Raw genomic sequence first — 20911 nt, 5'->3', positions numbered from 1 at the left:
TTATTTTCTTCTATATATAAAAGTTGTGGTAAATTATGTTGATAAAATGCTGGAATTTATTCTTTGCCCTTATCCTTCGGCGTATCCTCTACCATCTTGAACATGCCCAGCAATCCCTGCAATTGTTCCGCCATACTGTTCAGATGTGCCGACGATGATGCAATCTCTTCTACCGATGCCAGTTGTTCTTGCGAAGATGCAGACACGGATTCTGTATTCGCAGCCGATTCCTGGGTCACATTCGAAATATCGCTCATCGCCTTGGCAACGTGGGATGCCCCACTCTCCAGTTGTTTCGTTGTTGCGGACAAGTCATCCAATGTATGAACCGCATCTTCCACCGCCTCCCGAATCTGAGCAAAGGATTGTCCAGACGTATTCACGGCCTGAATTCCTTCTCCCACCCGAGTCTGAGCCGCATTCATGGCGATTAGAGCGGCATCCATGTCCTGACGGATATTATGAACGACCTGACCGATCTGCGCTGCCGAGCTTCCGGATTCTTCTGCCAGTTTGCGTACCTCACCGGCTACAACTGCAAAACCACGACCTGCATCCCCTGCTCTGGCCGCTTCAATAGAAGCATTCAATGCGAGCAAGTTCGTTTGTTTGGAGATGGATGCAATGACATCCACCATGCTACCAATCTCAACGGAACGAGCATTCAGAGATTGAACCACAGTTCCCAGCTGCTCCACGGTTTGCTGGATGCTGTTCATCTGCTCCACAGCCTGTCCTGCTGCCTCATTCCCAGAAGAAGCCGCTCCAGACGTATTCCGCATATTCGCCGTAATGGATTGCACACGCTCAGACATCATCCGAACATCTTCGGCCATTCGGCTCATCTGTCCCGATCCGTCTTTCACACTGTTTACCTGCTGTTCAGCACCTTCGGCCAGTTCCTGAATGGCCTGTGTTGAATGTTCAATCGCTTTCGTCGTTTGTTCTGCACTGGCAGACAACTCTTGAGAAGAAGCAGATACTTGCTCTGTCGTTTCCTGTACACCAAGAATCATCATCCGCAGGTTATCGACCATTCGTTCAAAATATTTTGCCAGTTCCCCGACTTCATCTTTACGCCCGGTTTCCATTTTCACGGTCAAGTCACCTTTACTAACCGCTCTGGCCGACTCCTGAAGTCGTTTGATCGGACGCAGCATGGAGCGTGTGAACCAGATAATAAAGATGAGCGTAAGGAATGTTGCTGCGAGGATCACTATCAATGTAATCATGCGAATGTCCTTGCTCGCATTGGTTATTTCACTTTTAAACATCGTGCCGGCAATTTTCCATCCCGTTGCTTCATTGGTAGCAAAGATCATCGTTTTCGGCTGCTCGTCGAATACGTAATCGAATTGACCTTCTTTACCCTCATACATTTCATCCAGCAAACCGCTCGCTTCCTGTGTACCGGCATCTGCTACAGGGGATACGACATAATTTTTGTTTGCATCCAAAATAATGACGTAGCCTTCTTTACCCACCTTAATGGATGCTTGCTCTTGCAGGTCTGTTAGATCCAGAGACAAACCGACAACACCGGATTGGTCCTTTAATGTTTTAGAAATAAATACAACGGCAACGCCATCGGTATTGACAGACACAGCGGATACAACGGCTGTGCCTGGCTTTTCCATCGCTAGTTTGTACCACTCCCGCTCCCTAGGATCATATGCATCTCCCCGCGTACTGCTCGCTGTTGGCTTACCTCGAACCATGACTCCGTCCGTTGTTCCTACAAAAATGTTCATGGCATCGGGATGCAAGCCCAGATATTGCTCCAGCTTCAACTGAAGCTCGGGACTATCGTTCTCCCCTTTGATCAGGCTCGGATCAAGGGCATCCGCGAAATAGTTAATGTCATGGATCTTGTAATTCACTTGGCTTTCTACAATGGTATTGGCCGTGCTCACACTTTGCTTGGCACTATCCACTAATTGTCCTTGTACGCCATCTTCAGCCATCGTTAGTGTGATTAAGCCGATCGCTAAACTTGGCAGGAGCAGAACGGCCAGGAAGGAGACCAATAGTTTGTTCCTTATATTCCAGACGAAACCTTTCTTTTTCTTCTTTTTATTTTGATTATGTTTTGGTTTGGCAGGTTTCGCTGCTTTCATTGGTTTGTTATCCTGAGTTTCACTCATGTCTTTCTCCCCCTCTAAATGTAAAAATGCCCTCTTTCTTTTTATGTATGAATGAATCTAAAAGGCTTATCTTATATATCGGCTAAATGAGGGGATTTATTTGCGAGAAAATTATGCAGGCACGCCAAACAAGCCACCTCTGATCAGAAGCGACTTGTACAAGGTACAGGTTACTAATTATTCCATGAATTAGCTGAAGTATTGGAGTACGGACCGCCTGGGGGTTGTGCCGAGGGTTTACCAAAATAGTAGCCCTGTGCAAGCTCAATACCTATGGAACGACAGAATTCAAACTCTTCCATTCGTTCGATCCCCTCGGCAAGGACTTGCCCTCCAAATCGACTCGACATCTCAACAATATGAAGAATTTGCTGTTGTTTGGTCGAATCCTGATCACAACGGTCAATAAGACTTCGATCTATTTTGACAAAATCCGGTTCTAACCGATTCATTAACTCTATTGTCGAATATCCGGCACCCACATCATCCAGTGCAACCGACATTCCACGGGAACGATACACCTCAAATATCTGCTGCAAGATGGGCATATGCTGAATCTGCTCTGTTTCCACGACTTCAAACACAAAATCTTTAGGGTCCAGCGAAAGACGTTCAATCGCTTCAAACGTATGTGTCAGACAATATTCGGGATTATATATGGAGGAAGGCAGGAAATTTACGAAGCGTTTGACACCATGTGGTAAAAAAACAGCACTGGTCTCAATAGCAGTAATACGCGCCGTTCGATCCAGAAAAGAATGTAGTCCGGTTTCGCGCGCAACTTCAAATAATTCATAGGAACTGAAGGATTTTCCATTCTCAGCAGGACGAAGCAAAAACTCATATCCGATAATCTGCTCCGATGCATCAACGATAGGTTGCATATGACTGCTGAATTGATGCTCCAGAATAATGGAAACAAGCTCCGCATGTTTGAAACGGGACTCTTGCATGGTTAGACTAATCCAGCTTTCTTCATTCACCTGTTCGTATAAAGGCATAATCTGAACGGTTAGGGAATCACGTAATGTTGGATCCATCTCGCCGATCTTTTCTATTAAATTCTGAACCGTCTCAAGATTAGAAAAATGCATCCACATCATGTCATCCGACGTCTCGATAAGTCTTCCCGGCGTTTGTAGCGCTTCCAGCAAAGCGGGGGAAATGGGACGCAAGTACAAGGTACCTTGGCCCTCTATAGGATAGATTGGACTGCAGCCACTGCAATTCATGTAGGACCCCCCTTGCCAATTTAGATTCCATGTCCATTAATGTTCACTTGTATATACCCAAAGTTTGTAAATATTATATCATGGGTCTTAAAATTAATCTCTACTGTTTTGATGACTTCCTGTATGACGGTTCTTGGAACAAATATATTCAAATTTGCAGAAAAAAGACCGACAGTCTGATGACTGTCGGTCTCCTCCTCACCGCTTATTAAACTTTAAGAAGCGGGAATCACGATTTTCTGTCCAACTTTCAGGTTATGCACATTTGAGATTTTGTTCGCTGTCGCAAGCTTGCGCCAGTCCACACCATATTTCAAACCGATGCGGTACAAGTTATCCCCTTTTTTCACCACGTATACAACCTTGTTATTGGTTGCCGGTTTCTCTGGTTGTGGCTTAGGCGTTGGTGTTGGAGTTGGTTTAGGCGTTGGAGCTGGCTTCGTACCGGTTTCAGGTGTTGTCGTTGCTTCACCTGTCAGTTTCAAGCCATACTCTGCAAAACCTTCTTTGTTCGTACCGATGAACGACATCGCCGGATTCGCTTCAACCAGACCTTTCGCATCCGGGGAAGAAGCAAACACAACTTCAAGATCGTTCAGCGCTGCTGCGGTTACACTCGCAGATGGTTTGATTGGTGCCAGGGACCAGTTGCCGTCCGCTGCCGGATTAATTGTTTTATTTTCACGGATGTAGTCGATGATCACTTGACGGTTCTCATCCGGTGCAGCCAGAACGATCCGTTTGCCGTCCGGGTTAGCCAGTTTGGATGAAGAAGCACGGTAGTTATTTGTCGCTACAATGAATTTTTGCGCTGGGTCAATCGGTTTCCCGTTAAAGCTCAGGTCCTTGATCCGGCTTGCGGATGCATTAACGATCGTAGCTTTGCTATCGTATTTGGCTGGTTGGGTCACATCAATCTGATACGTTACCCCATCGATAACATCGAAGTTGTACGTTGGGAAGTCATTATTGATCAGTTGTTGTTGTCCACCTTTGGCCGGGTCAATCTGGTTGAACTGGCCTGCAGACCATTCCAGCCATTCTTTCAGTTCTGCGCCGTTAACCATTACAGCATGTACCGTATTTGGATATACGTACAGGTCAGCAACGTTTTTGATCGCAATGGTGCCTTTAGGAATATTCGTGTAGTACGAAGCGCCTGAACGTCCACCGGCTTTGAATGGTGCACCTGCGGACAATACAGGGATTTTCTCGTATTCCGTACCTTGCATATGTTTTTCGACATACCATTTCTGTGCATTCGTTACGATCTGAATGGATGGATCATCCTGAACCAGAGCGAAGAAGCTGTTGATAGGCGCAGTCGTTTCGCCCACCGGACCACGAACATACTCCAATGTACCTTCATGCTCTTCATGAACCGCATCAATGATGTCCTGATCCGCATCTACCAGTGGCTTTTTGTTGGCAGTGTCATAGATTGGGCGTGCTTCCGTTTTGGAATCGACCACTTTCCATTTGCCATCAACCAGCTCCAGATCCAGATCAATAATACCCAGATGATCACCCCAGAAACCTGGCTCTACAGCAGGAACACCATTGATTGTACCTTTCTCAAGGTCTACCCCTTTTTTGCCTACAAAATCAGCACTTGGGAATACTTTGTGAGCATGTCCAAACAAAATGGCATTAATGCCTTCTACCTGACTCAGGTACAATACGGAGTTCTCCATCAGATCCGTTTGAGGGATATCTTCAAATCCGGAGTGAGGAATGGCTACAATAATGTCGGCACCTTCAGCCTTCATTTTTGGAATGAATTTTTTCGCGGTAGCAATAATATCCTTGGCGATGACTTTGCCTTCAAGGTTAGCGCTGTCCCACTGCATAACTTGTGGCGGTACAAACCCGATCACACCCACTTTGATCGTATGTTCTTTGCCAGTCTCGTCCGTTACTTTTTTATCCAAAATCTCATACGGTGTGAAGTAATTCTTGTCATTCGTCTCATCATCATCACCATCGTCTACATAGACATTGGCATTAATGTAAGGGAAGTTCGCTCCCTCCAGCGTCATGTCCAGGAAGTCCAAACCATAGTTGAACTCATGGTTACCGATGTTACCTGCATCATAATCGAGCAGATTCATCGCTTTATATACAGGGTGAGTCTCACCCTTTTTCAGTGGATCAATCTTCGCCACATAGTCTCCCAGCGGGTTACCCTGAATCAGATCACCATTGTCGAACAGCAAGCTGTTCTTGGCTTCATCACGTGCTTTCTTAATCAGTGTAGCTGTTTTGGCAAGGCCATACTGGTCTGTCTCTTTGTCGGAATAATAGTCGTAGTTAATCAGATTGTCATGAATGTCTGTTGTCTCCATGATCCGCAGTTTAACTTTGGCAGCATCCGCAGCCGATACAGGTACCGGAAACACCGCAAGCACGTTTAATGCAACCAAAGCGGCAGTCAGGCTTGATAATACTTTTTTACTCGTTTTCAAAATAACCCCTCCCGGTTATGTACATTGAATCATGCATTATTGGGCAAACGAAGAGCGCAGAAAAAAGATAGATCTCATGGGTTGTGCGTACTGACGCTCTGATGACATGCATCGGAATTTCAGGTAAGTTTATCTCACATGAACATCTATTTATGTCTGTGCTTGTCGTTTACATTCCAAATCATAACGCAATGTTCAGCCATTGAAAAGCATTATTTTTTTACATTACCCGCACATACCTAGGCCAGTTTACATTATCATGCGTGATTTCGACATTATTTTCAACATTTTAGTAGGTATATCGTACTTATTATCTTTAAAATACGTATATTACATGTGTCTTACATGTATATCCAATTCATCGTTATTCATTCATACCAAAAACCGTGAAACCTTAAAGGCTTTCACGGTTGGATTGAACTCTGCGCGTATTCCGCATAAGGACGCTATTTTGCAGAGGTTATGTTCATATTTGGATTATTGTTCCCACACATGATGTTCATGATCTTTTCCTGTATATTCAATACGAGTCGGGGTGATGTCCAGAATGACATAGTTCGGATCATTAGGTCCATCGAACCACGCCTTCAGTTCGTCGTTCCATACTTGCTCACGCAAACCTTCGTTCTTGGTCACTTCACAGGTTCCTTCAATCTCAACGACTTCTTTGGAACCACCAGCCTCATAACCAAGCAGCAGGCTAACATTCGGATTATTCTCCAGTTCCTCTACTTTGTGTGTACGACGGTTCGTTGCCAGATGAATGTTCAGTCCATCGTTGAAAAGCGCCATATAGCGGGATTTCGGTTTACCATTCTCCACAGTCGAGAAGCTGCAAAAAGGGTTGTTTTCCAAAGCTTTTACAATGTTTTGTTCCAATTCAGTCTGGTTCATGGGAAGTGCTCCTTTCGGTTTTGGGGGTATTTGGAGAACGTTGTAGGCGGCCGTTCCGGGTACGGATCGTTCTTTGGATCGCTGTTATCACGCAACAATCTTGATATTGTTCTCATACACATTGGACTAAAAACGATTCACACTGGCACTACGATGACAGAACAACCTTCCAATCGCTGTTATCCCCAGATTTTCTGATTCCCTTCTCTCAAAGGGAAAAATCCGTTGATAAAGGCGAGCGCTTCGCTTTTTCAGGTTTCTTCTGTCCTCTCCGTTATCGTGTGAATGCTTAATTCCAAAAGGTATATGAATAAAAATTCAAGATACATGCGAACGCTTCGCTTCCTCAGAATCGATTCCGTCCCCTCCGCTACGTCTACCGTTCTCCCAAATTTGAGGAGTGGGTAAGCTAAAGTTCAAACAGAAACCTGTACTTACTTACAAGGTTTCGCTTCTTTAGGTTTTATCCGCTCCGTTGCTGTGTATAAGTACAGTCAACTTACATTAGGTGTAATAAGCCTGTACTTATAGTGTACCCACCTCACCTGTGGTGAATCCCATGAACAGGTATGCAAACGTGACAAAATTGGAAAAGTACTTTATAAAAATGTTTACATAAAGGCATTAGCCCGTATGACTCCTATAATCATTTTAATTCAAATCTCCAAGATAGATTGATGAAGAACCCGATTTAAGCAGTAACTCACCAATGGTTTTTGGATATAAACGAACCTGAGACAGCTCTTCAATTGCAATCCATTCCACGGCGACTTGGTGGTCGTCAGGACTGGAGCCTTCAAAAATAGTTGCCTCCGGATTGATCAGGCTGCACGCAAAATAAAATTCAACCTGGTGGATATCTGCATCCCACTCGGCGAATTCATGATTTTTTCCGATATACTCTCGAATATGTAACAACTCTCCCACGTTCACAGCCTGACCAATCTCCTCCAGACATTCGCGCGCGACAGCATCCTTGAGTTCTTCACCTTTCTCCTGTCCTCCACCTGGAAATACATAAGCGGTACCATATTGGTCTTCCAGCCGGATGACCAGCAATCTTCCATCCTGCACAATGACGGCCTTTGCCGAGTTGCGTATGGGTTTCATTCTGTTCTTTCACTCCTTAACTTTCAAAATTTCAAAGTTCCATCCGTTCAACCTCATAATACTATTATTCTGCTGAACAGGCGTATCATCCCGTTGTATGCGCGGATAACTGTATGCCTTCCGATTCCAGCACACGACGAATCTCTTGAGCAAATGCTAGAGCATTCGCTCCGTCACCGTGAATACAGACCGTCTCTGCCTTAATGGAAACCCGCGTGCCATCCGTGGATACAACCACTCCGTCTTTCACCATCTGGATCACTTGAGCAATCGCTTGTCCCGACTCTTCAATGACAGCACCCGCCAGGCTTCGAGGGGTTAGCTTACCATCCGCCCCATAGGTTCGATCCGCAAACACCTCGCTCACACTGCGCATGCCGATGCGATCCGCAGCGTGGATCAGCTCACTGCCCGCCAGACCATACAAATACAGATCAGGCTGTACTTGATAGATCGCTTCCACGATGGCTTCAGCAAGCTTCGTATCTTCTGCAGCCATATTGTATAAGGCACCGTGCGGTTTCACGTGATGCATTCGCCCCCCACTTGCACGGACAAAGGCATCCAGCGCACCGATCTGATACACCACCATGTCATATGCTTCCCGTGGGGTAATGTCCATACGTCTTCTGCCAAACCCTTGCAGATCCGGCAACCCGGGGTGGGCTCCAATTGCCACCTGATGCTCCAATGCCCTCTCCACCGTTATCCGCATCGTAGCCGGGTCCCCTGCATGAAACCCGCAGGCAATATTGGCTGATGTAATCAAGGGCAGAATGGCTTCGTCCGATAACGTGCGATATATACCATAACTTTCGCCCAGATCACAATTGATATCCAAGTTTTTTGAGGTATTCATTTCGTACTCTCCATTCCTACCATTCTTCTGCGTATCAGCTTATCCATGAGTTGCATGTTGCATTCCTGTTCCATGTACAACTGCCGGGCTTGATCATGCGTAATCTGTTCAAACGAAATTTGGTTTCCCGGCCTGGCCTGAGCCAAGATTGGCATATCCACCTGTGCTACCTGCGCTATAACAGGATAACCTCCAATGGTCTGATGATCTGCCATCAAGATAATGGGCTGACCGTCTGGTGGCACCTGTACCGTGCCATAGGTAACGGCTTCAGACAGCCGATCCAGCGGCTGATTCAGCTCCAGTCTGGAGCCTTGCAAGCGATAGCCCATCCGATCGGATTGCGGAGAGATCACGTATTTTTCGGCATAGAAATGTCCCAGACTCGCCTCGCTGAACAGCGAGCTATCCTTGCTCTCCATCACACGAATAACAGATCTCCCATAATAGTCAGGTCTTTCACGTTCAGATAAGAACCACGCAGGCGCCAATATTCGGCGGTCCCACTCACTCTCTTCTACCTGCTGCTCCATACGCTTCATCCAACCTTGCGCTTCACCAGAAGGTTCACCTGTAGATAACAGGTCTGCCACATGCAGAGCTCTTCCTTCCAAACCGCCAAGACCTGTCTTGAGATTTGTACTTCGGCTGCCCATCTCTTCAGGCACAGCTATTCCGCCCGCAAACGCCAGATAACAACGCAAGCCATGACGACAAGGGCCGAACTTCAGTACACTTCCAGCCCGCACCAGCACAGGACGCCACAAAGGTACAGGCAAATGATCCACGGTTGCGGACAGATCGGCCCCACATAATGAGACTAGCTGGCTCTCCTGAAATCGGAGCTCCGGCCCCGTCATCGTCATCTCCAGCACTGCCACATTGCGGGGGTTGCCCACAAGCATATTGGCGGCTCTGGCTGCAAAGGTGTCCATGACCCCGCCAGGATGAATACCATACCTGCGATAGCCGGTTCTGCCTTCATCCTGAATGGTAGATAACAGCCCAGGACGAATCACTTCAATACTCATCGCTCGCCCTCCATCCGCTTCAACGCCAGATAGTCCTGCTTCGTAATCTGTTCAAATCGAACCCGATCACCTGCTGCCAGCAAACTCGGTACATTCTCATCCGGCCGAAACAACCGGAGTGGCGTTCGTCCAATACATTGCCATCCTCCGGGTGTGTCCACCGGATAGATTCCCGTCTGTTTGCCACCAATTCCTACTGTACCGGCCTCGACCCGAAGCCTTGGCGTTGCCCTTCTGGGCGTAGCAATCTGTTCAGACAACCCACCGAGATACGGAAAACCTGGTGCGAATCCAATCATATGTACGAGATAATCCCCGGATGTGTGAATTGCAATAACATCCTCTGAAGTCAGTCCATGCTCACTGGCAACATAGTCCAGATCTGGCCCCCATTCGCCACCGTAACATACAGGAATAGTAACCGTTCTGAACTTGTCTTGTAGGGATTCCTTCAATTGATTCAACTGCTGAAGCAGAGTACGGCATAACTCGGGGTACGGGGAGATGAACGGATCATAAAATAGTGTAACGGACGTGTATGAAGGCACCCATTCGATCATGGCTGGCAGAGTGCTTTTTTCCAGCAATGCACATACAGACATCACTCTGCGTTGCACCGCGTCAGACAAATGATCCCCGCAATCGATGATAACGGCTGTCTCACCCAGCGGAAATAAGATCTCCTCTGTCCAAGCATACGGTAATTCGCTCATGCGCCATCTCCCCTTTGTCCACACGTTTAGCGTATCGTTATTTCTCTCTCTCCAATGTCAGCAATACTAGTGAACGAACCGCCGGAAACGGCTCGTCTTCTTCTGTACGTATCGCAAGATACAGTGTCTGCAAAAACAGACGCACATTCAGGTTCCTATGACTGGTTTCCAGAAGTGATCTGTTCACTGCCATATCCCCTTGATGAAGAGAATTCATCCACAACGTAATATCTTTTTGCTCCAGCAGATTGCGACGAAGAATGGTTATTATGGCATGCGCTATTCGCTGATCTTCATCATGGAGGTAAACTTCACTTGATTCGGTTATTTTCCGACTGATTGCATGCAGAAGTTCCAGCAGATCCATTCGCTCCAGATATGGCGACTGAGCCAGGTCTTCAACCGCATCCGCCGCATGTGCGGGGGCATGCGCCCAGCCCTTATCATCGACATAGCCGCGAAGATCTTTTTCACATTCCAGATATGTAATCAACCGATGATGAATCCCTGCGATATCCTCCTCGTTCAGGAAAGGCTTCTCACGATCCACATTCAGAATTGGAGGCAGTAATAAAACGGAGAATGTCCGTGTAAACACACTGTCTGTTCCCTGCTCTCCGATGCCATAGAAAAGATGCTGATCGTCCAGCGCCAACTGCAACACATGCCTTAGCTGGTCTTCCGAAAATACACCCTGTCCAATCCAGGTTGCAAAAATAACATAGATCAATTCATCCCGCAGGACAGGGTCAGGACTGCCAATATGTTTTAACATATGCAGCGCCAATTCGTAAGGCTGTTCCTCGTTATTAATGGAACGATTAGCTGACTGGATATGCTGCAATTTTTGCTTTAACGTCAGAGCATCCATCTATTGTGAATCCTTGGACGAATTCAAATGCACGCTGCAATTGTACAGTTCGCATTGCCATGTATCATCTTTCTTAGCAATCCGCGTAATGGATGTGTTGGACAACTTCACGCTAATATCAAGTTCAGGCACCAGACCTCGTAATGTATTCCGCAGGACGGCTCCGTGACTGACGACGATTACTTTTCCATCAGGGTGCTGCTGTACAATCTCTTCAAGCACCGCACTGCCTCGAACAGCCCCTGCATCTGCAAGCTCCCGTCCCAGATCCAGGGTACTCCAGTCCGCTCCCCACTTGGCTAACCGTTCCTCTTCCGTCGTTCCTTCGACCTGTCCTCCGCCCATCTCGCGAAGTCTAGAGTCCAGATGGATCTCCTGAATGCCCAAGCGGTCACCAATGATGCGAGCGGTCTCACTTGCACGCTCCAAGTCACTCGCATAGATGGCATCCCAGGATTCCTCAGCCAGTCTCGCAGCAAGTAAAACCGCTTGTTCCCTTCCATCCTGATCCAACGGATTATCCGTCTGTCCCTGCGAACGTTTTTCCTTGTTCCACGCTGTGCTTCCATGACGAATCAATGCAATTTCAGTCATTGTAGTTCCTCACCTTTTTCAATATGAATTTCATCTTCTGTAAAATGTTTACGTGCCTTCGGCTTGGCAAATTTGCCGCCATTATATTGAGCAGACCCGTTTCTCGGGATTGAGAGACTGTCCCACGCTGTTTCTTTAAGCATTTTGGCGGCAAATACAATCTGTCCGACATGATATGGATAGTGCGCCAATTGCCGAATAATAGCCTCCATGACGGTATGTCCTTCATTGCGAATATATACGATGTGAGACAATTGTTCCGGGGTAAACGAACGAATGGATTCGAGTAGGCATGTCCAGCCTTCTTCCCATTTGGCGAGCAACTCTTCCCGGGAAGCAATATCATTCACGAATTCGGCATCTCGTTCACGCCACGGTTTCTCACCATCTGTTGTCAGTACATCGGTCCAACGGGACAGCATATTGCCCCAGAGATGTTTTACAATTACAGCGATGCTGTTCGCGTCTTCATTCCAGGATTGAAACAACTGCTCGGACTCCAATTGTGCCATGGCTTTTTCTCCGAGCTGCTTGTAATACAGAAATTGCTTCTCCGCTGTCTCCAGAAAAACCTGATTCATATCCATCCGTTAACCACCCTTCGGAAAAGTATGTTGTCCCCTGATCACGTTCAGAAATATACGTCACATGTTAATTTATTCAGGAAATGAGAATGTACCGTCTGCATTCGATTCAAATGGAATGACTTTACGAACCGCATCCAGATTCAGCTCTCCATAAATATGTGGAAATAGTTCATTCAATTCGTAGAGATCTTCATACACCAGTTCCGGCTTTAACGCCTTCTCATCAATACTGAGCAATAACAGATCCGTACGGCCTGCATAATATTGCCCGGCTACCCATGGAATCTGTTCCTTGGTGGAACAATGAATGAATCCGTCCGTCTCCAGGCTATCTGGTGCATACTCACTCCCCTTTGACACTTGCTCCCACAAAGAACGGGAAATAATACTGTAGATCATGGTTCCGCCTCCTTCAATTTCTGCGATGTACCCTATGTGTCATTGGAAGTATTATAGATCATCCCGGATACGGGAGTACAATTTTTGATCCGTAAATACACCTTTGATCTTCAACTGTTTGCGTAGCAAACCTTCGTACGACATGCCCAGCTTCTCCATGACACGTGCAGAGCCTATGTTGCCTGCATTACATTTCCCCTCCAACCGATTGCAGTCCATTTTCCGAAAGCAATAATCCACGATGGGTTGCATCGCTTCTGCTGCGAGGCCCTTACCCCATTGACTGCTGGCTATCGCGTACCCTAGTTCAGCACTCTGCATAGAATCGTTGAGATGAAAAATGCCACCCCTCCCGATCAAGGTCCCTGTTTCCTTCAAAATAAAAGCCCAGATATGTACCGTTTTCCGTTCATAATTATCCAGTACCCGCTGAATATATTGAATGGAATCCTCCACCGTCTCATGGCAGTTCCACAAGCTTTGCTGACTCACTAGCGGATCAGAGGCAAACGCATAATATTCATCAAGATCATTCATCGTAAGCCGCCTCAGCTTTAACCGCTGTGTTTCGAATTCGGGTGATTCGGCAAAAAGTTTTTCTACATTCATTCAGCACACCTCCATGATTTACTTGAGTTCAGGATTTAGCTATCTTATTTCTCAGGAAATAACGATCTATCATCACCATGCACAGAATACCGACCGAATATCGAAGCAGATCGATTACCAGAAAACCATGTCCCAGAATAAGAGCACCTAATACGGTTGAGCGTATCTCAATTAGCCAAGGCGTCTGAATCAACTGTGAGAACTCAATCATCCAGCTGAATACACAGCTCAAACACATCGCCCATACCAAGCTGCGATGAGGCCACACCATGCGTACTCCGAAATAAATCATGCCCGCCCAACATGCATCCCCGAAATGTTCATGCACCCAATCCGGCAATCGTTCACCAAAGTGTCTGGAGGCGAGTCCTGCCGCCATTGTAATCATGACTGCGAAGAAATAGATCAGTCTGTCTTTGATGAGCATGCCTTTCAATCGATCACACGCCTTCATTAAGCACTTTTAAAATAAATTGCGTTTTGGCAGCGGTGTACGATTCCCTGTCTTCCTTATTCTCCTCAGCAAGCTTCATCTTAAGGACGGCGTAAGCTTCCACCAGATCGGGGCGTTTTCTGAGCACATCCCGAAACTGCATTTGACGATTCCAACGTTCTTCTCCCGGACGCATCAGATGAAGGTGTACAGATCTCTTGCCATACTTAACCTTCACCCAGAATCGTCTATAATCCCGACCATCCAGTTCAGGCGGAACGTAGTTCCAGCCCAACGGATTCAACTGATCGGCAATCAGATCCATGTCATCCCATGACTGTACCTCTGCCATCAGATCGATAATGGGTTTGGCGGGTAACCCCGGTATGGATGTACTTCCAATATGTTCGAATTGATGGATATTAAATTGCTCCAAAAGACGTTTCAGTTGCCGAATTTCTTCCTGAGCCTGCGCATCCCAATTCGGATTGGGCGGAGCAATCTCTACCGACTCTGTCGCCCAGGCCGGCCAGTTTTCCGGTTGCATTGGATCTGTCATTCAGGTATCTCCTCTTCTCCATGACATTTTAAATGATAACCTTCTCTGTATTTTTCATAGGTGCGTTGCTTCATGCACTCAATCGTAGTACTCCTTTGGAATGTAAGTATGGAACTTAGGGATAGAAGAAGATAATTCAGGTAAGCCAACTCACTAGAGTTAGGGTGTGAGCTTATAATCGAAGCTTTCATATTCATCCCACCCATTCCCGTTATATTTTTGTTAAAACAGAACGCGATCCAGATCCCTATTTCTATATATCCAAAAAGGAGCGTATGTCTACGCCCCTAATTGTCTGATACCCTTGATCATATAATGCTATTTAACGTGATGATGTACTGAATTTATGTTTGGATTTATGCCAATCGCTTCATTATATAAAGATTTATTTTACCGTAACAGGGATGGTCACTTTTTTGTTGCCCCACTTGGCCGTTATGGATGTTTTACCTTTGCCTACAGCCACAATCTTGCCATTCGTGACTGTCGCTACGCCCGGCTTTGTGCTACTCCACACCGCACTGTCGGTCACAACAGTGGTTTTACCCGTATCATACTGGGCCATCACACTCAGCGTTGTACTTCCCTGTGGGGATAAAACCAGTTTTTTCTGACCTGTAATCAGCTTTTTGAGCAAAGGCACAACGGTAACCTCTGCCTTTATTGTCTGATTTTGATAAGTTCCTGTCAAGGTGGCTTTTCCTTCTGTCAGCGTTTTGACTGCTCCATTTTTTACGATAGCTACATTCGTATTGGAAGATGTCCATATCACTTGTTTCGAAAGGTTGATCGTTTTGCCATTTGCGTAGGTGCCGATCACCTTCAACGCTTTGGACTTCTTGATGTTCAGCTGCATTGATGCAGGTGTAACCTCGACTTTGGTAATTTCGTCCGTCACAGCAACGGGCACTTTCACAATCGTTGTTCCGTATTTGCCTTGAAGCAATACTCTGCCTGGCGTAACGCCTTTGATTTTACCGTTTTCCAGCACAGCCGAGCTACTTGATACCGACCATACAATCTCAGACGTCACATCCTCTTCCTTACCGTTTGCACGGGTAATGCTTACTTTCGGGAGGGTGTTTTCACTGCCTTTAACAAAATTGTAGGAGTTTGGTGAAGCTTTGATGCTTTTGATCTTCTCCTGAACTTGGACAATTAACTGGGCTTTAGCCCCGTCTACTTCTGCAAAAATGGTTGCTTCGCCTGCGGCCACAGCCTTGACTTTGCCTTTCACCATCGTTGCAACTGCTGCATTACTGGTGGACCAAGTCACTCCTGCGGTAACATCCTGCTTGTTATCAAAACCTTCTACCGTTGCCATCACCTGTAGCGTGCCTGTTTCGGAGACACTCATCTTCTGCGGACTGTTATTGGTTATTTCAATCGATGTCACGTCACCTGTAGCCGCCAAGGCCAACGAAGGGACAAGTATTGTTAATGCCATAATTAGAGCAAGTGTGCCTCGAAGCGCCAGTTTGATTCTACTCATTTCTATCTCCATCTCCCATAATCCAATATTTTACTTCTATTATATTATATCGGATACGATTGGCATAAAGTTGAATAACGTAAGTGGGAGTCTTGGAACAATTCATGATTTTCATTGTATAATATGGGAAGGTCGCGTAATACTGTTTTAATAAACCTAAAAGATGGGGGTGGGATATGTATGATCGAAAAGAATTTGCTTGATATGGTTTCACCCAAAAATAATCGTAAACGTATGAAAGCTATCGTCACTTCGACATCCACCAAGATTCGTCCTGAAGACGAAATGATTCTATTGATGAAAACAGCCCGCAATCGTTTCAAAAAAGCCCTTGAATCCGGACAAATTGAAATCATTAACGAGCGTGAATGGAAGCTGCGTTAAAGAATATAGGTGAACTATGGAACGTATTCAAACACCAGAAATGCAGGAAAGAATTAAATGGGCTAAACGAAAATTGAAGGAACTTGCAGCTGATGTGACCAAAAGTGATTTAAAAGAGTTTTATGTAATGGGTATTATTACTCCTATTCTTGATGAATTAGATGCAGATCCAGCCATTATTGTTGGAGGACATGCTGTTGAACTATACACTTCTGGAAGTTACAAGACAGCTGATGTTGATCTGGTCATGATTAGAGATGATTTGGCCCGAAGTTTATTTGATCATCTGGGTTTCGTCCGCGAAGGAAGACATTATTATGTCTCCGAAATGGACATCCCTATCGAAATTCCTTCTGATACACTGGAAGGTTCAAAAGATAAGATTATCAAATTATTAACACCTGAAGGCTACTGTTACGTAATTGGAATAGACGACCTTATTTTGGATCGATTGAGAGCCTCCGAGTACTGGACAGATGCCCGAAGCTTGGAGTGGGCACGTTACCTGATTTACAGTCAATTTGATACGATTGATTTAACATACATGAGAAAAGTTGCAGCCGAGGAGGATCCCAAATTGGCAGCTCGACTTGAACAAGAGTACCAGTGGGTAACAGATCATATGTTTAATTAGAAGGAACCCCGGTCAAGGGGTTCCTTTTCTGATTCTTCTTCATTTCCTAAAACATTATATATCCTCTCTACTTCACTTCATCCTGCTCTGGCAAAATCAAACTTTCGGTACCGCCCATATAGGGCCGCAGGGCTACCGGAATGCGAATGCTTCCATCCTCCTGCTGATGATTCTCAAGCAAAGGAATCAAGATACGCGGCGATGCCACCGCCGTATTATTCAGTGTGTGGCAATAGGCCAACTTACCTTCGGCATCCAGGCAACGAATATTCGAACGGCGAGCCTGAAAATCATGCAGATTCGACGACGAATGCGTTTCTCCATATGCACCACGACTTGGCATCCAGGTCTCGATGTCATACTGTTTGTACGTTTTCTGCGACATATCCCCGGTACACACGGCGACAACTCGATACGGAAGTTCAAGTAATTGCAGCAATTCCTCCGCGTGTCCCGTAATCTCTTGCAGCATGCGCTCCGATTCTTCCGCATCAGGGGCACAGAGAATGACCTGCTCGACTTTGGCAAACTGATGCACACGGTACAATCCGCGTACATCACGTCCGCCGGAGCCAACCTCACTGCGGAAACACGTCGATACCGCGGCCAGCTTCACCGGCTCTTTGACATCGACAATCTCATCCGCATAATACGACACCAGCGGCACTTCAGAAGTTCCCACCAGCCACTTGTTCTCCCCTTCGAGTTCGTAGACCTGATCTCGCCCCGTTGGGAAAAATCCGGTGTTCACCAGCGCAACCTCCCGGACCATCAACGGAACCTCCATTGGTGTAAACTCATGCTTCAACAGCAGATCCAGTGCGAGTTGCTGCACAGCCCGATGCAGCAGAAGGCCAGCGCCTTTCAATACATAGCTTCGCGTACCGCCAATCTTAACGCCACGGGGAATATCGATCAGATCATGCAATTCCCCAAGTTCCACGTGATCTTTGGTGTTATACTCAAACGTTGGCACCTCTCCCACACGTCGCAGCTCCACATTATCCGCATCCGACGTGCCTTTCGGGGTATCCGGGGATACGATATTGGGTACCAGCCATTGCAGCTTGGTTACTTCCTCCTGCACAGGGGCGAGCTTCGCTTCCACCTGTTCCAACTGTTCATTGATCTGTTTCACCTGAGCCCGCAAACCCTCGGCCTGTTCCCGATCCCCAGCTTGCATGAGTCTGCCAATGTCTGCAGATAACGTATTGCGCAATCTGCGCCCTTCTTCCGATTCCTGTAAAAGTGCTCTGCGTTCCTCATCCCGCTCCAGCAATGTGCGAATGCTGATATTAATTTTTTTCCCGTCTGCTGCCGCCTGAACCTCTTCTTCATGTGCACGAATCCACTTCATTTCCAACATGGTCACCGTCTCCTTTGGCTGTAAAAATACAAAGAGCGCCCTCATCCCTTGGGACGAGGAGCGCTCTGCTCGCGGTGCCACCCAACTTGCTGAATCAGGATATCCTGCTTCCAGCCTCTTGGTCCGCGATAACGGGCGGTTCCGGTTAACTTGGGGAAATATCGCTCCCCTGGCGAAAACGCCTCCGAGTTGGATTCTCTTCAACGGCATGGTCCGATCTGTAATTGTTGTGTCTCAGTATATATGAACGCCGGACCAAATTGCAACCTTTTGTATCGATCAGGAATTCATGGCACAACTTAACACGTCCTGTTATGATAGACTTTGTCTTTGAGATTGCGCTTTATTGTGATCGTCAATTATGTATATAAGTAGAAGGAGTTCTTTATGAAAAAATTACTTTGGATCGGATGTCTGTCCTATTTCCTGATTGGACTTGCCCACGTTGTGCTCGGTTCCATTCTGCCGGTTGCACTTGAACATTACGGCAAAGATTATAGCCAGGGCGGGACATTGATCTTTGCTCAATTTGCTGGATTCCTGGGTGGTGTATTGTTATCTCCATGGCTGAACAGACGCTTCGGTAAACGGGGAGGCCTGTTAATCGCTACAGCATTGCTCTGTATTGCGGAATTATCCTACATGCTGTTGCCACCATGGGGCTGGATGTTCGTCATCGCACCCGCTGCCGGCTTTGGATTCGGAATGGTTGAGGCTGTCATTGGTACCATTATCATCGCTGCAATCAAAGACAATACGGCCGTTGCCATGAGTCGATTGGAAGTATTATTCGGGATCGGAGCGATGGTCATGCCGCTCATAGCTAGCGGTCTGATTGCTGCCGGTTACTGGCGCCTGTCCTTTCTCGTTGTTGCGATCTGTGCAGCGCTGACCTTTGTTTTCTGGGCGAAAGGATCATTCGGTGAACTCGATAAGTTTCTGGAGCGACAGAGTTCAAATCATGCTTCCGTAAATACGCACTCTGCTGGGACATCGGGTGAGATGCATCCCGCATCTGCAAGTACACCCAATCCAACCTATCGTGGCCGTAACAGGACTCTTCTGGTATTATTCGTCCTGTTCTTCTTCCTCTATGTTGGCACAGAGATGAGTCTTGCGAATTTCATGCCAGCGATTCTGATTGAGAAAATGAACATGAAGGAAGCCGGAGCAGCGCTTAGTGTCACCTGTTTCTGGATTGCCATGTCCGTGGGACGACTCTTCGCGGGATATATCGCAGAGAAATTCCAATACCGCGTCTATGTGCTGTACAGTTGTCTCGCATCTGTTCTTTTGTTAATGGTGTTTCCATTTACAGACCAAATCTGGTCTGCATTTCTCATCATCTTACTGCTTGGACTTGCGATGTCAGGCATTTTCTCGATTGCCCTCGTCTTCGCCAGTAAACTGTTGCCTGGAACCGAAGAATCCACACCCAGCATTTTGATTGCCTCAGGTGGGGTTGGCGGTGCCATTCTGCCTTTGACCACGGGATGGAGTCTTGATCATCTGGCGGTTAATCAATCCGCATGGATGCTTGCCATCTTTGCAGTTGGCCTGCTTGTCATTAGCGTGATCACGTACCAGTGGCAGAACAAACATGTGGTCGATCCAGCGACTTAACAGCTATGGGTCCATCCTTACCTGAGAGCTAGATACCTATGATAGAGATTGAGATGTCCACCTCCATGACTTTGGCGGTGGACATTTTGTTTAGCATTATTTTGTTCTAACGAACCTAGTACACGCTACTCATCTCCATTTCCGCATATTTGAAATCTAACGAATCCTAGAGATCTTATTCTAAATAATCAGCTTCAAATGGAGGTCTCGTTGCAGTTTCTTAGCATAATAACGCCGCTGAGATTCGTTACATTTTTCATCCCCTAAAAACTGGCCGAATAAGATGTTCTCGATTCGTTACGCTCTATTCATTTGCACAAGATTGCCCAGGAAATACTTTAGGCTCATCGGAATTACACACTTTTGTTAATAGCAGGCATGACAGGCCCGTTGCTCTTGATGAATTTACCGAATACATATCGGACGAGTGGCCCCAGAATGATCAACTGATATGGAAGTGCCAGACTGAAGTTATGAGCAATTGTATGAAGGTACGTACGAAGTAAGGATGCCCCATTTAATTGGTCCGCGAGATATGCTGAAATCATTCCGTACAAAGACATGATCAGAACCATGCCAATCACCATGAAAAATGACATAGCGAGCACGCCCAAGATACTGTTGGACTTGTCAAAAGGTAAGGAAAATGCAATTTTTCTTGCTAAAGGTCCAACAATAAAGGACTCCACCAGGAACGCAATGACAAAACACAGTATGAATTGAAGCAATATATCAAGCGCGGACATCTTGCCAAGTAACCCACTGTGCCATAAATTGAAAGTCATCATGATGGCGACCATTCCTGTACACATCATTAATCCGAAAACAATCTGTTCCTTCTTGCTTATTGGCAATTCTCTCATCCTCTCTGTTTACCTTCGTAATTATAGAGATGATGAACCCCTCCACATA

General features: G+C 46.4%; 21 protein-coding genes. 3 read left to right on the top strand and 18 right to left on the bottom strand.

Annotated elements, in window-relative coordinates; genetic code table 11:
* Positions 1-56: 56 nt before the first annotated feature.
* The 16 genes from NKT06_RS02410 to NKT06_RS02335 all read right to left on the bottom strand — a co-directional run bounded on the left by NKT06_RS02410 (position 57) and on the right by NKT06_RS02335 (position 15992).
* Positions 57-2144 (bottom strand): methyl-accepting chemotaxis protein, encoded by a 2088-nt coding sequence (locus NKT06_RS02410; protein WP_253429463.1) that lies wholly within the window; start codon positions 2142-2144, stop codon positions 57-59.
* 173 nt (positions 2145-2317) lie between these two features.
* The gene (locus tag NKT06_RS02405; RefSeq protein WP_253429461.1) at positions 2318-3376 is read right to left on the bottom strand and encodes an EAL domain-containing protein; all 1059 of its coding nucleotides are present in this window, start codon (positions 3374-3376) and stop codon (positions 2318-2320) included.
* Positions 3377-3591: 215 nt separating this feature from the next.
* Positions 3592-5841, bottom strand: coding sequence for a bifunctional 2',3'-cyclic-nucleotide 2'-phosphodiesterase/3'-nucleotidase (locus NKT06_RS02400; protein ID WP_253429460.1), 2250 nt, complete (start codon positions 5839-5841; stop codon positions 3592-3594).
* A gap of 477 nt (positions 5842-6318) precedes the next feature.
* Positions 6319-6735: a pyridoxamine 5'-phosphate oxidase family protein gene (locus NKT06_RS02395; protein WP_074093246.1), complete on the bottom strand. Its 417-nt coding sequence runs from the start codon at positions 6733-6735 to the stop codon at positions 6319-6321.
* Positions 6736-7386: 651 nt separating this feature from the next.
* On the bottom strand, positions 7387-7845 hold the full coding sequence (locus tag NKT06_RS02390) for an NUDIX domain-containing protein (RefSeq protein WP_253429458.1): 459 nt from the start codon (positions 7843-7845) through the stop codon (positions 7387-7389).
* Between the two features lie 85 nt (positions 7846-7930).
* Complete coding sequence (locus NKT06_RS02385) at positions 7931-8704, bottom strand: LamB/YcsF family protein (RefSeq protein WP_253429456.1); 774 nt, start codon at positions 8702-8704, stop codon at positions 7931-7933.
* Positions 8701-9735 carry a 5-oxoprolinase subunit C family protein gene (locus NKT06_RS02380; protein WP_253429455.1) on the bottom strand — a complete coding sequence of 345 codons (1035 nt, stop codon included), beginning with the start codon at positions 9733-9735 and terminating at the stop codon, positions 8701-8703. Before NKT06_RS02380 ends, NKT06_RS02385 begins: the two co-directional genes overlap by 4 nt.
* On the bottom strand, positions 9732-10448 hold the full coding sequence (pxpB, locus tag NKT06_RS02375; protein WP_253429453.1) for a 5-oxoprolinase subunit PxpB: 717 nt from the start codon (positions 10446-10448) through the stop codon (positions 9732-9734). The genes NKT06_RS02380 and pxpB overlap by 4 nt, the downstream gene beginning before the upstream one ends.
* 37 nt (positions 10449-10485) lie before the next feature.
* Entirely contained in the window at positions 10486-11319 is an 834-nt protein-coding gene (locus NKT06_RS02370) for a DUF2785 domain-containing protein (RefSeq protein WP_253429451.1), read from the bottom strand.
* Complete coding sequence (locus NKT06_RS02365) at positions 11320-11913, bottom strand: histidine phosphatase family protein (RefSeq protein ID WP_253429449.1); 594 nt, start codon at positions 11911-11913, stop codon at positions 11320-11322.
* Entirely contained in the window at positions 11910-12500 is a 591-nt protein-coding gene (locus tag NKT06_RS02360; protein ID WP_253429447.1) for a DUF1572 family protein, read from the bottom strand. Before NKT06_RS02360 ends, NKT06_RS02365 begins: the two co-directional genes overlap by 4 nt.
* Positions 12501-12569: 69 nt before the next feature.
* On the bottom strand, positions 12570-12899 hold the full coding sequence (locus NKT06_RS02355; protein WP_253429445.1) for a DUF952 domain-containing protein: 330 nt from the start codon (positions 12897-12899) through the stop codon (positions 12570-12572).
* A 51-nt stretch (positions 12900-12950) separates the two neighbouring features.
* A complete protein-coding gene (locus NKT06_RS02350; protein ID WP_253429443.1) occupies positions 12951-13508 on the bottom strand; it encodes a GNAT family N-acetyltransferase in 558 nt (185 codons plus the stop codon).
* 28 nt (positions 13509-13536) lie between these two features.
* Entirely contained in the window at positions 13537-13935 is a 399-nt protein-coding gene (locus tag NKT06_RS02345) for a ribosomal maturation YjgA family protein (protein WP_253442346.1), read from the bottom strand.
* Positions 13936-13948: 13 nt separating this feature from the next.
* A complete protein-coding gene (locus NKT06_RS02340; protein ID WP_253429441.1) occupies positions 13949-14500 on the bottom strand; it encodes a GrpB family protein in 552 nt (183 codons plus the stop codon).
* 385 nt (positions 14501-14885) lie between these two features.
* A complete protein-coding gene (locus tag NKT06_RS02335; RefSeq protein WP_253429439.1) occupies positions 14886-15992 on the bottom strand; it encodes an Ig-like domain-containing protein in 1107 nt (368 codons plus the stop codon).
* 180 nt (positions 15993-16172) lie between these two features.
* Here NKT06_RS02335 and NKT06_RS02330 point away from each other — a divergent pair, with 180 nt between their 5' ends.
* Both NKT06_RS02330 and NKT06_RS02325 read left to right on the top strand, forming a co-directional pair.
* Complete coding sequence (locus NKT06_RS02330) at positions 16173-16376, top strand: hypothetical protein (RefSeq protein ID WP_253429437.1); 204 nt, start codon at positions 16173-16175, stop codon at positions 16374-16376.
* 16 nt (positions 16377-16392) lie between these two features.
* A complete protein-coding gene (locus NKT06_RS02325; RefSeq protein ID WP_253429435.1) occupies positions 16393-17010 on the top strand; it encodes a hypothetical protein in 618 nt (205 codons plus the stop codon).
* Positions 17011-17077: 67 nt separating this feature from the next.
* Here NKT06_RS02325 and serS read toward each other — a convergent pair whose 3' ends face one another.
* Positions 17078-18376: a serine--tRNA ligase gene (gene serS / locus NKT06_RS02320; protein WP_253429433.1), complete on the bottom strand. Its 1299-nt coding sequence runs from the start codon at positions 18374-18376 to the stop codon at positions 17078-17080.
* A gap of 387 nt (positions 18377-18763) precedes the next feature.
* Between serS and NKT06_RS02315 the strand changes: the two genes are divergently transcribed.
* Complete coding sequence (locus tag NKT06_RS02315; RefSeq protein ID WP_253429431.1) at positions 18764-19999, top strand: MFS transporter; 1236 nt, start codon at positions 18764-18766, stop codon at positions 19997-19999.
* 353 nt (positions 20000-20352) lie between these two features.
* Here NKT06_RS02315 and NKT06_RS02310 read toward each other — a convergent pair whose 3' ends face one another.
* Positions 20353-20862 (bottom strand): DUF2798 domain-containing protein, encoded by a 510-nt coding sequence (locus tag NKT06_RS02310; protein WP_483311556.1) that lies wholly within the window; start codon positions 20860-20862, stop codon positions 20353-20355.
* Between the last annotated feature and the right edge of the window lie 49 nt (positions 20863-20911).

This window comes from Paenibacillus sp. 1781tsa1, from assembly GCF_024159265.1.
In the GTDB taxonomy this organism is placed as follows: domain Bacteria; phylum Bacillota; class Bacilli; order Paenibacillales; family Paenibacillaceae; genus Paenibacillus.
Note: the sequence above shows the minus strand (reverse complement) of the source record. Positions and strands in the feature narration are given on the sequence as shown.

What these genes read in the sequence shown, in the direction of transcription:
- NKT06_RS02410 (WP_253429463.1), bottom strand. Translation starts at nt 2,144, where the DNA reads ATGAGTGAAACTCAGGATAACAAACCAATGAAAGCAGCGAAACCTGCC.
- NKT06_RS02405 (WP_253429461.1), bottom strand. Translation starts at nt 3,376, where the DNA reads ATGAATTGCAGTGGCTGCAGTCCAATCTATCCTATAGAGGGCCAAGGT.
- NKT06_RS02395 (WP_074093246.1), bottom strand. Translation starts at nt 6,735, where the DNA reads ATGAACCAGACTGAATTGGAACAAAACATTGTAAAAGCTTTGGAAAAC.
- NKT06_RS02390 (WP_253429458.1), bottom strand. Translation starts at nt 7,845, where the DNA reads ATGAAACCCATACGCAACTCGGCAAAGGCCGTCATTGTGCAGGATGGA.
- NKT06_RS02385 (WP_253429456.1), bottom strand. Translation starts at nt 8,704, where the DNA reads ATGAATACCTCAAAAAACTTGGATATCAATTGTGATCTGGGCGAAAGT.
- NKT06_RS02380 (WP_253429455.1), bottom strand. Translation starts at nt 9,735, where the DNA reads ATGAGTATTGAAGTGATTCGTCCTGGGCTGTTATCTACCATTCAGGAT.
- pxpB (WP_253429453.1), bottom strand. Translation starts at nt 10,448, where the DNA reads ATGAGCGAATTACCGTATGCTTGGACAGAGGAGATCTTATTTCCGCTG.
- NKT06_RS02370 (WP_253429451.1), bottom strand. Translation starts at nt 11,319, where the DNA reads ATGGATGCTCTGACGTTAAAGCAAAAATTGCAGCATATCCAGTCAGCT.
- NKT06_RS02365 (WP_253429449.1), bottom strand. Translation starts at nt 11,913, where the DNA reads ATGACTGAAATTGCATTGATTCGTCATGGAAGCACAGCGTGGAACAAG.
- NKT06_RS02360 (WP_253429447.1), bottom strand. Translation starts at nt 12,500, where the DNA reads ATGGATATGAATCAGGTTTTTCTGGAGACAGCGGAGAAGCAATTTCTG.
- NKT06_RS02355 (WP_253429445.1), bottom strand. Translation starts at nt 12,899, where the DNA reads ATGATCTACAGTATTATTTCCCGTTCTTTGTGGGAGCAAGTGTCAAAG.
- NKT06_RS02350 (WP_253429443.1), bottom strand. Translation starts at nt 13,508, where the DNA reads ATGAATGTAGAAAAACTTTTTGCCGAATCACCCGAATTCGAAACACAG.
- NKT06_RS02345 (WP_253442346.1), bottom strand. Translation starts at nt 13,935, where the DNA reads ATGCTCATCAAAGACAGACTGATCTATTTCTTCGCAGTCATGATTACA.
- NKT06_RS02340 (WP_253429441.1), bottom strand. Translation starts at nt 14,500, where the DNA reads ATGACAGATCCAATGCAACCGGAAAACTGGCCGGCCTGGGCGACAGAG.
- NKT06_RS02335 (WP_253429439.1), bottom strand. Translation starts at nt 15,992, where the DNA reads ATGAGTAGAATCAAACTGGCGCTTCGAGGCACACTTGCTCTAATTATG.
- NKT06_RS02330 (WP_253429437.1), top strand. Translation starts at nt 16,173, where the DNA reads ATGATCGAAAAGAATTTGCTTGATATGGTTTCACCCAAAAATAATCGT.
- NKT06_RS02325 (WP_253429435.1), top strand. Translation starts at nt 16,393, where the DNA reads ATGGAACGTATTCAAACACCAGAAATGCAGGAAAGAATTAAATGGGCT.
- serS (WP_253429433.1), bottom strand. Translation starts at nt 18,376, where the DNA reads ATGTTGGAAATGAAGTGGATTCGTGCACATGAAGAAGAGGTTCAGGCG.
- NKT06_RS02315 (WP_253429431.1), top strand. Translation starts at nt 18,764, where the DNA reads ATGAAAAAATTACTTTGGATCGGATGTCTGTCCTATTTCCTGATTGGA.
- NKT06_RS02310 (WP_483311556.1), bottom strand. Translation starts at nt 20,862, where the DNA reads ATGAGAGAATTGCCAATAAGCAAGAAGGAACAGATTGTTTTCGGATTA.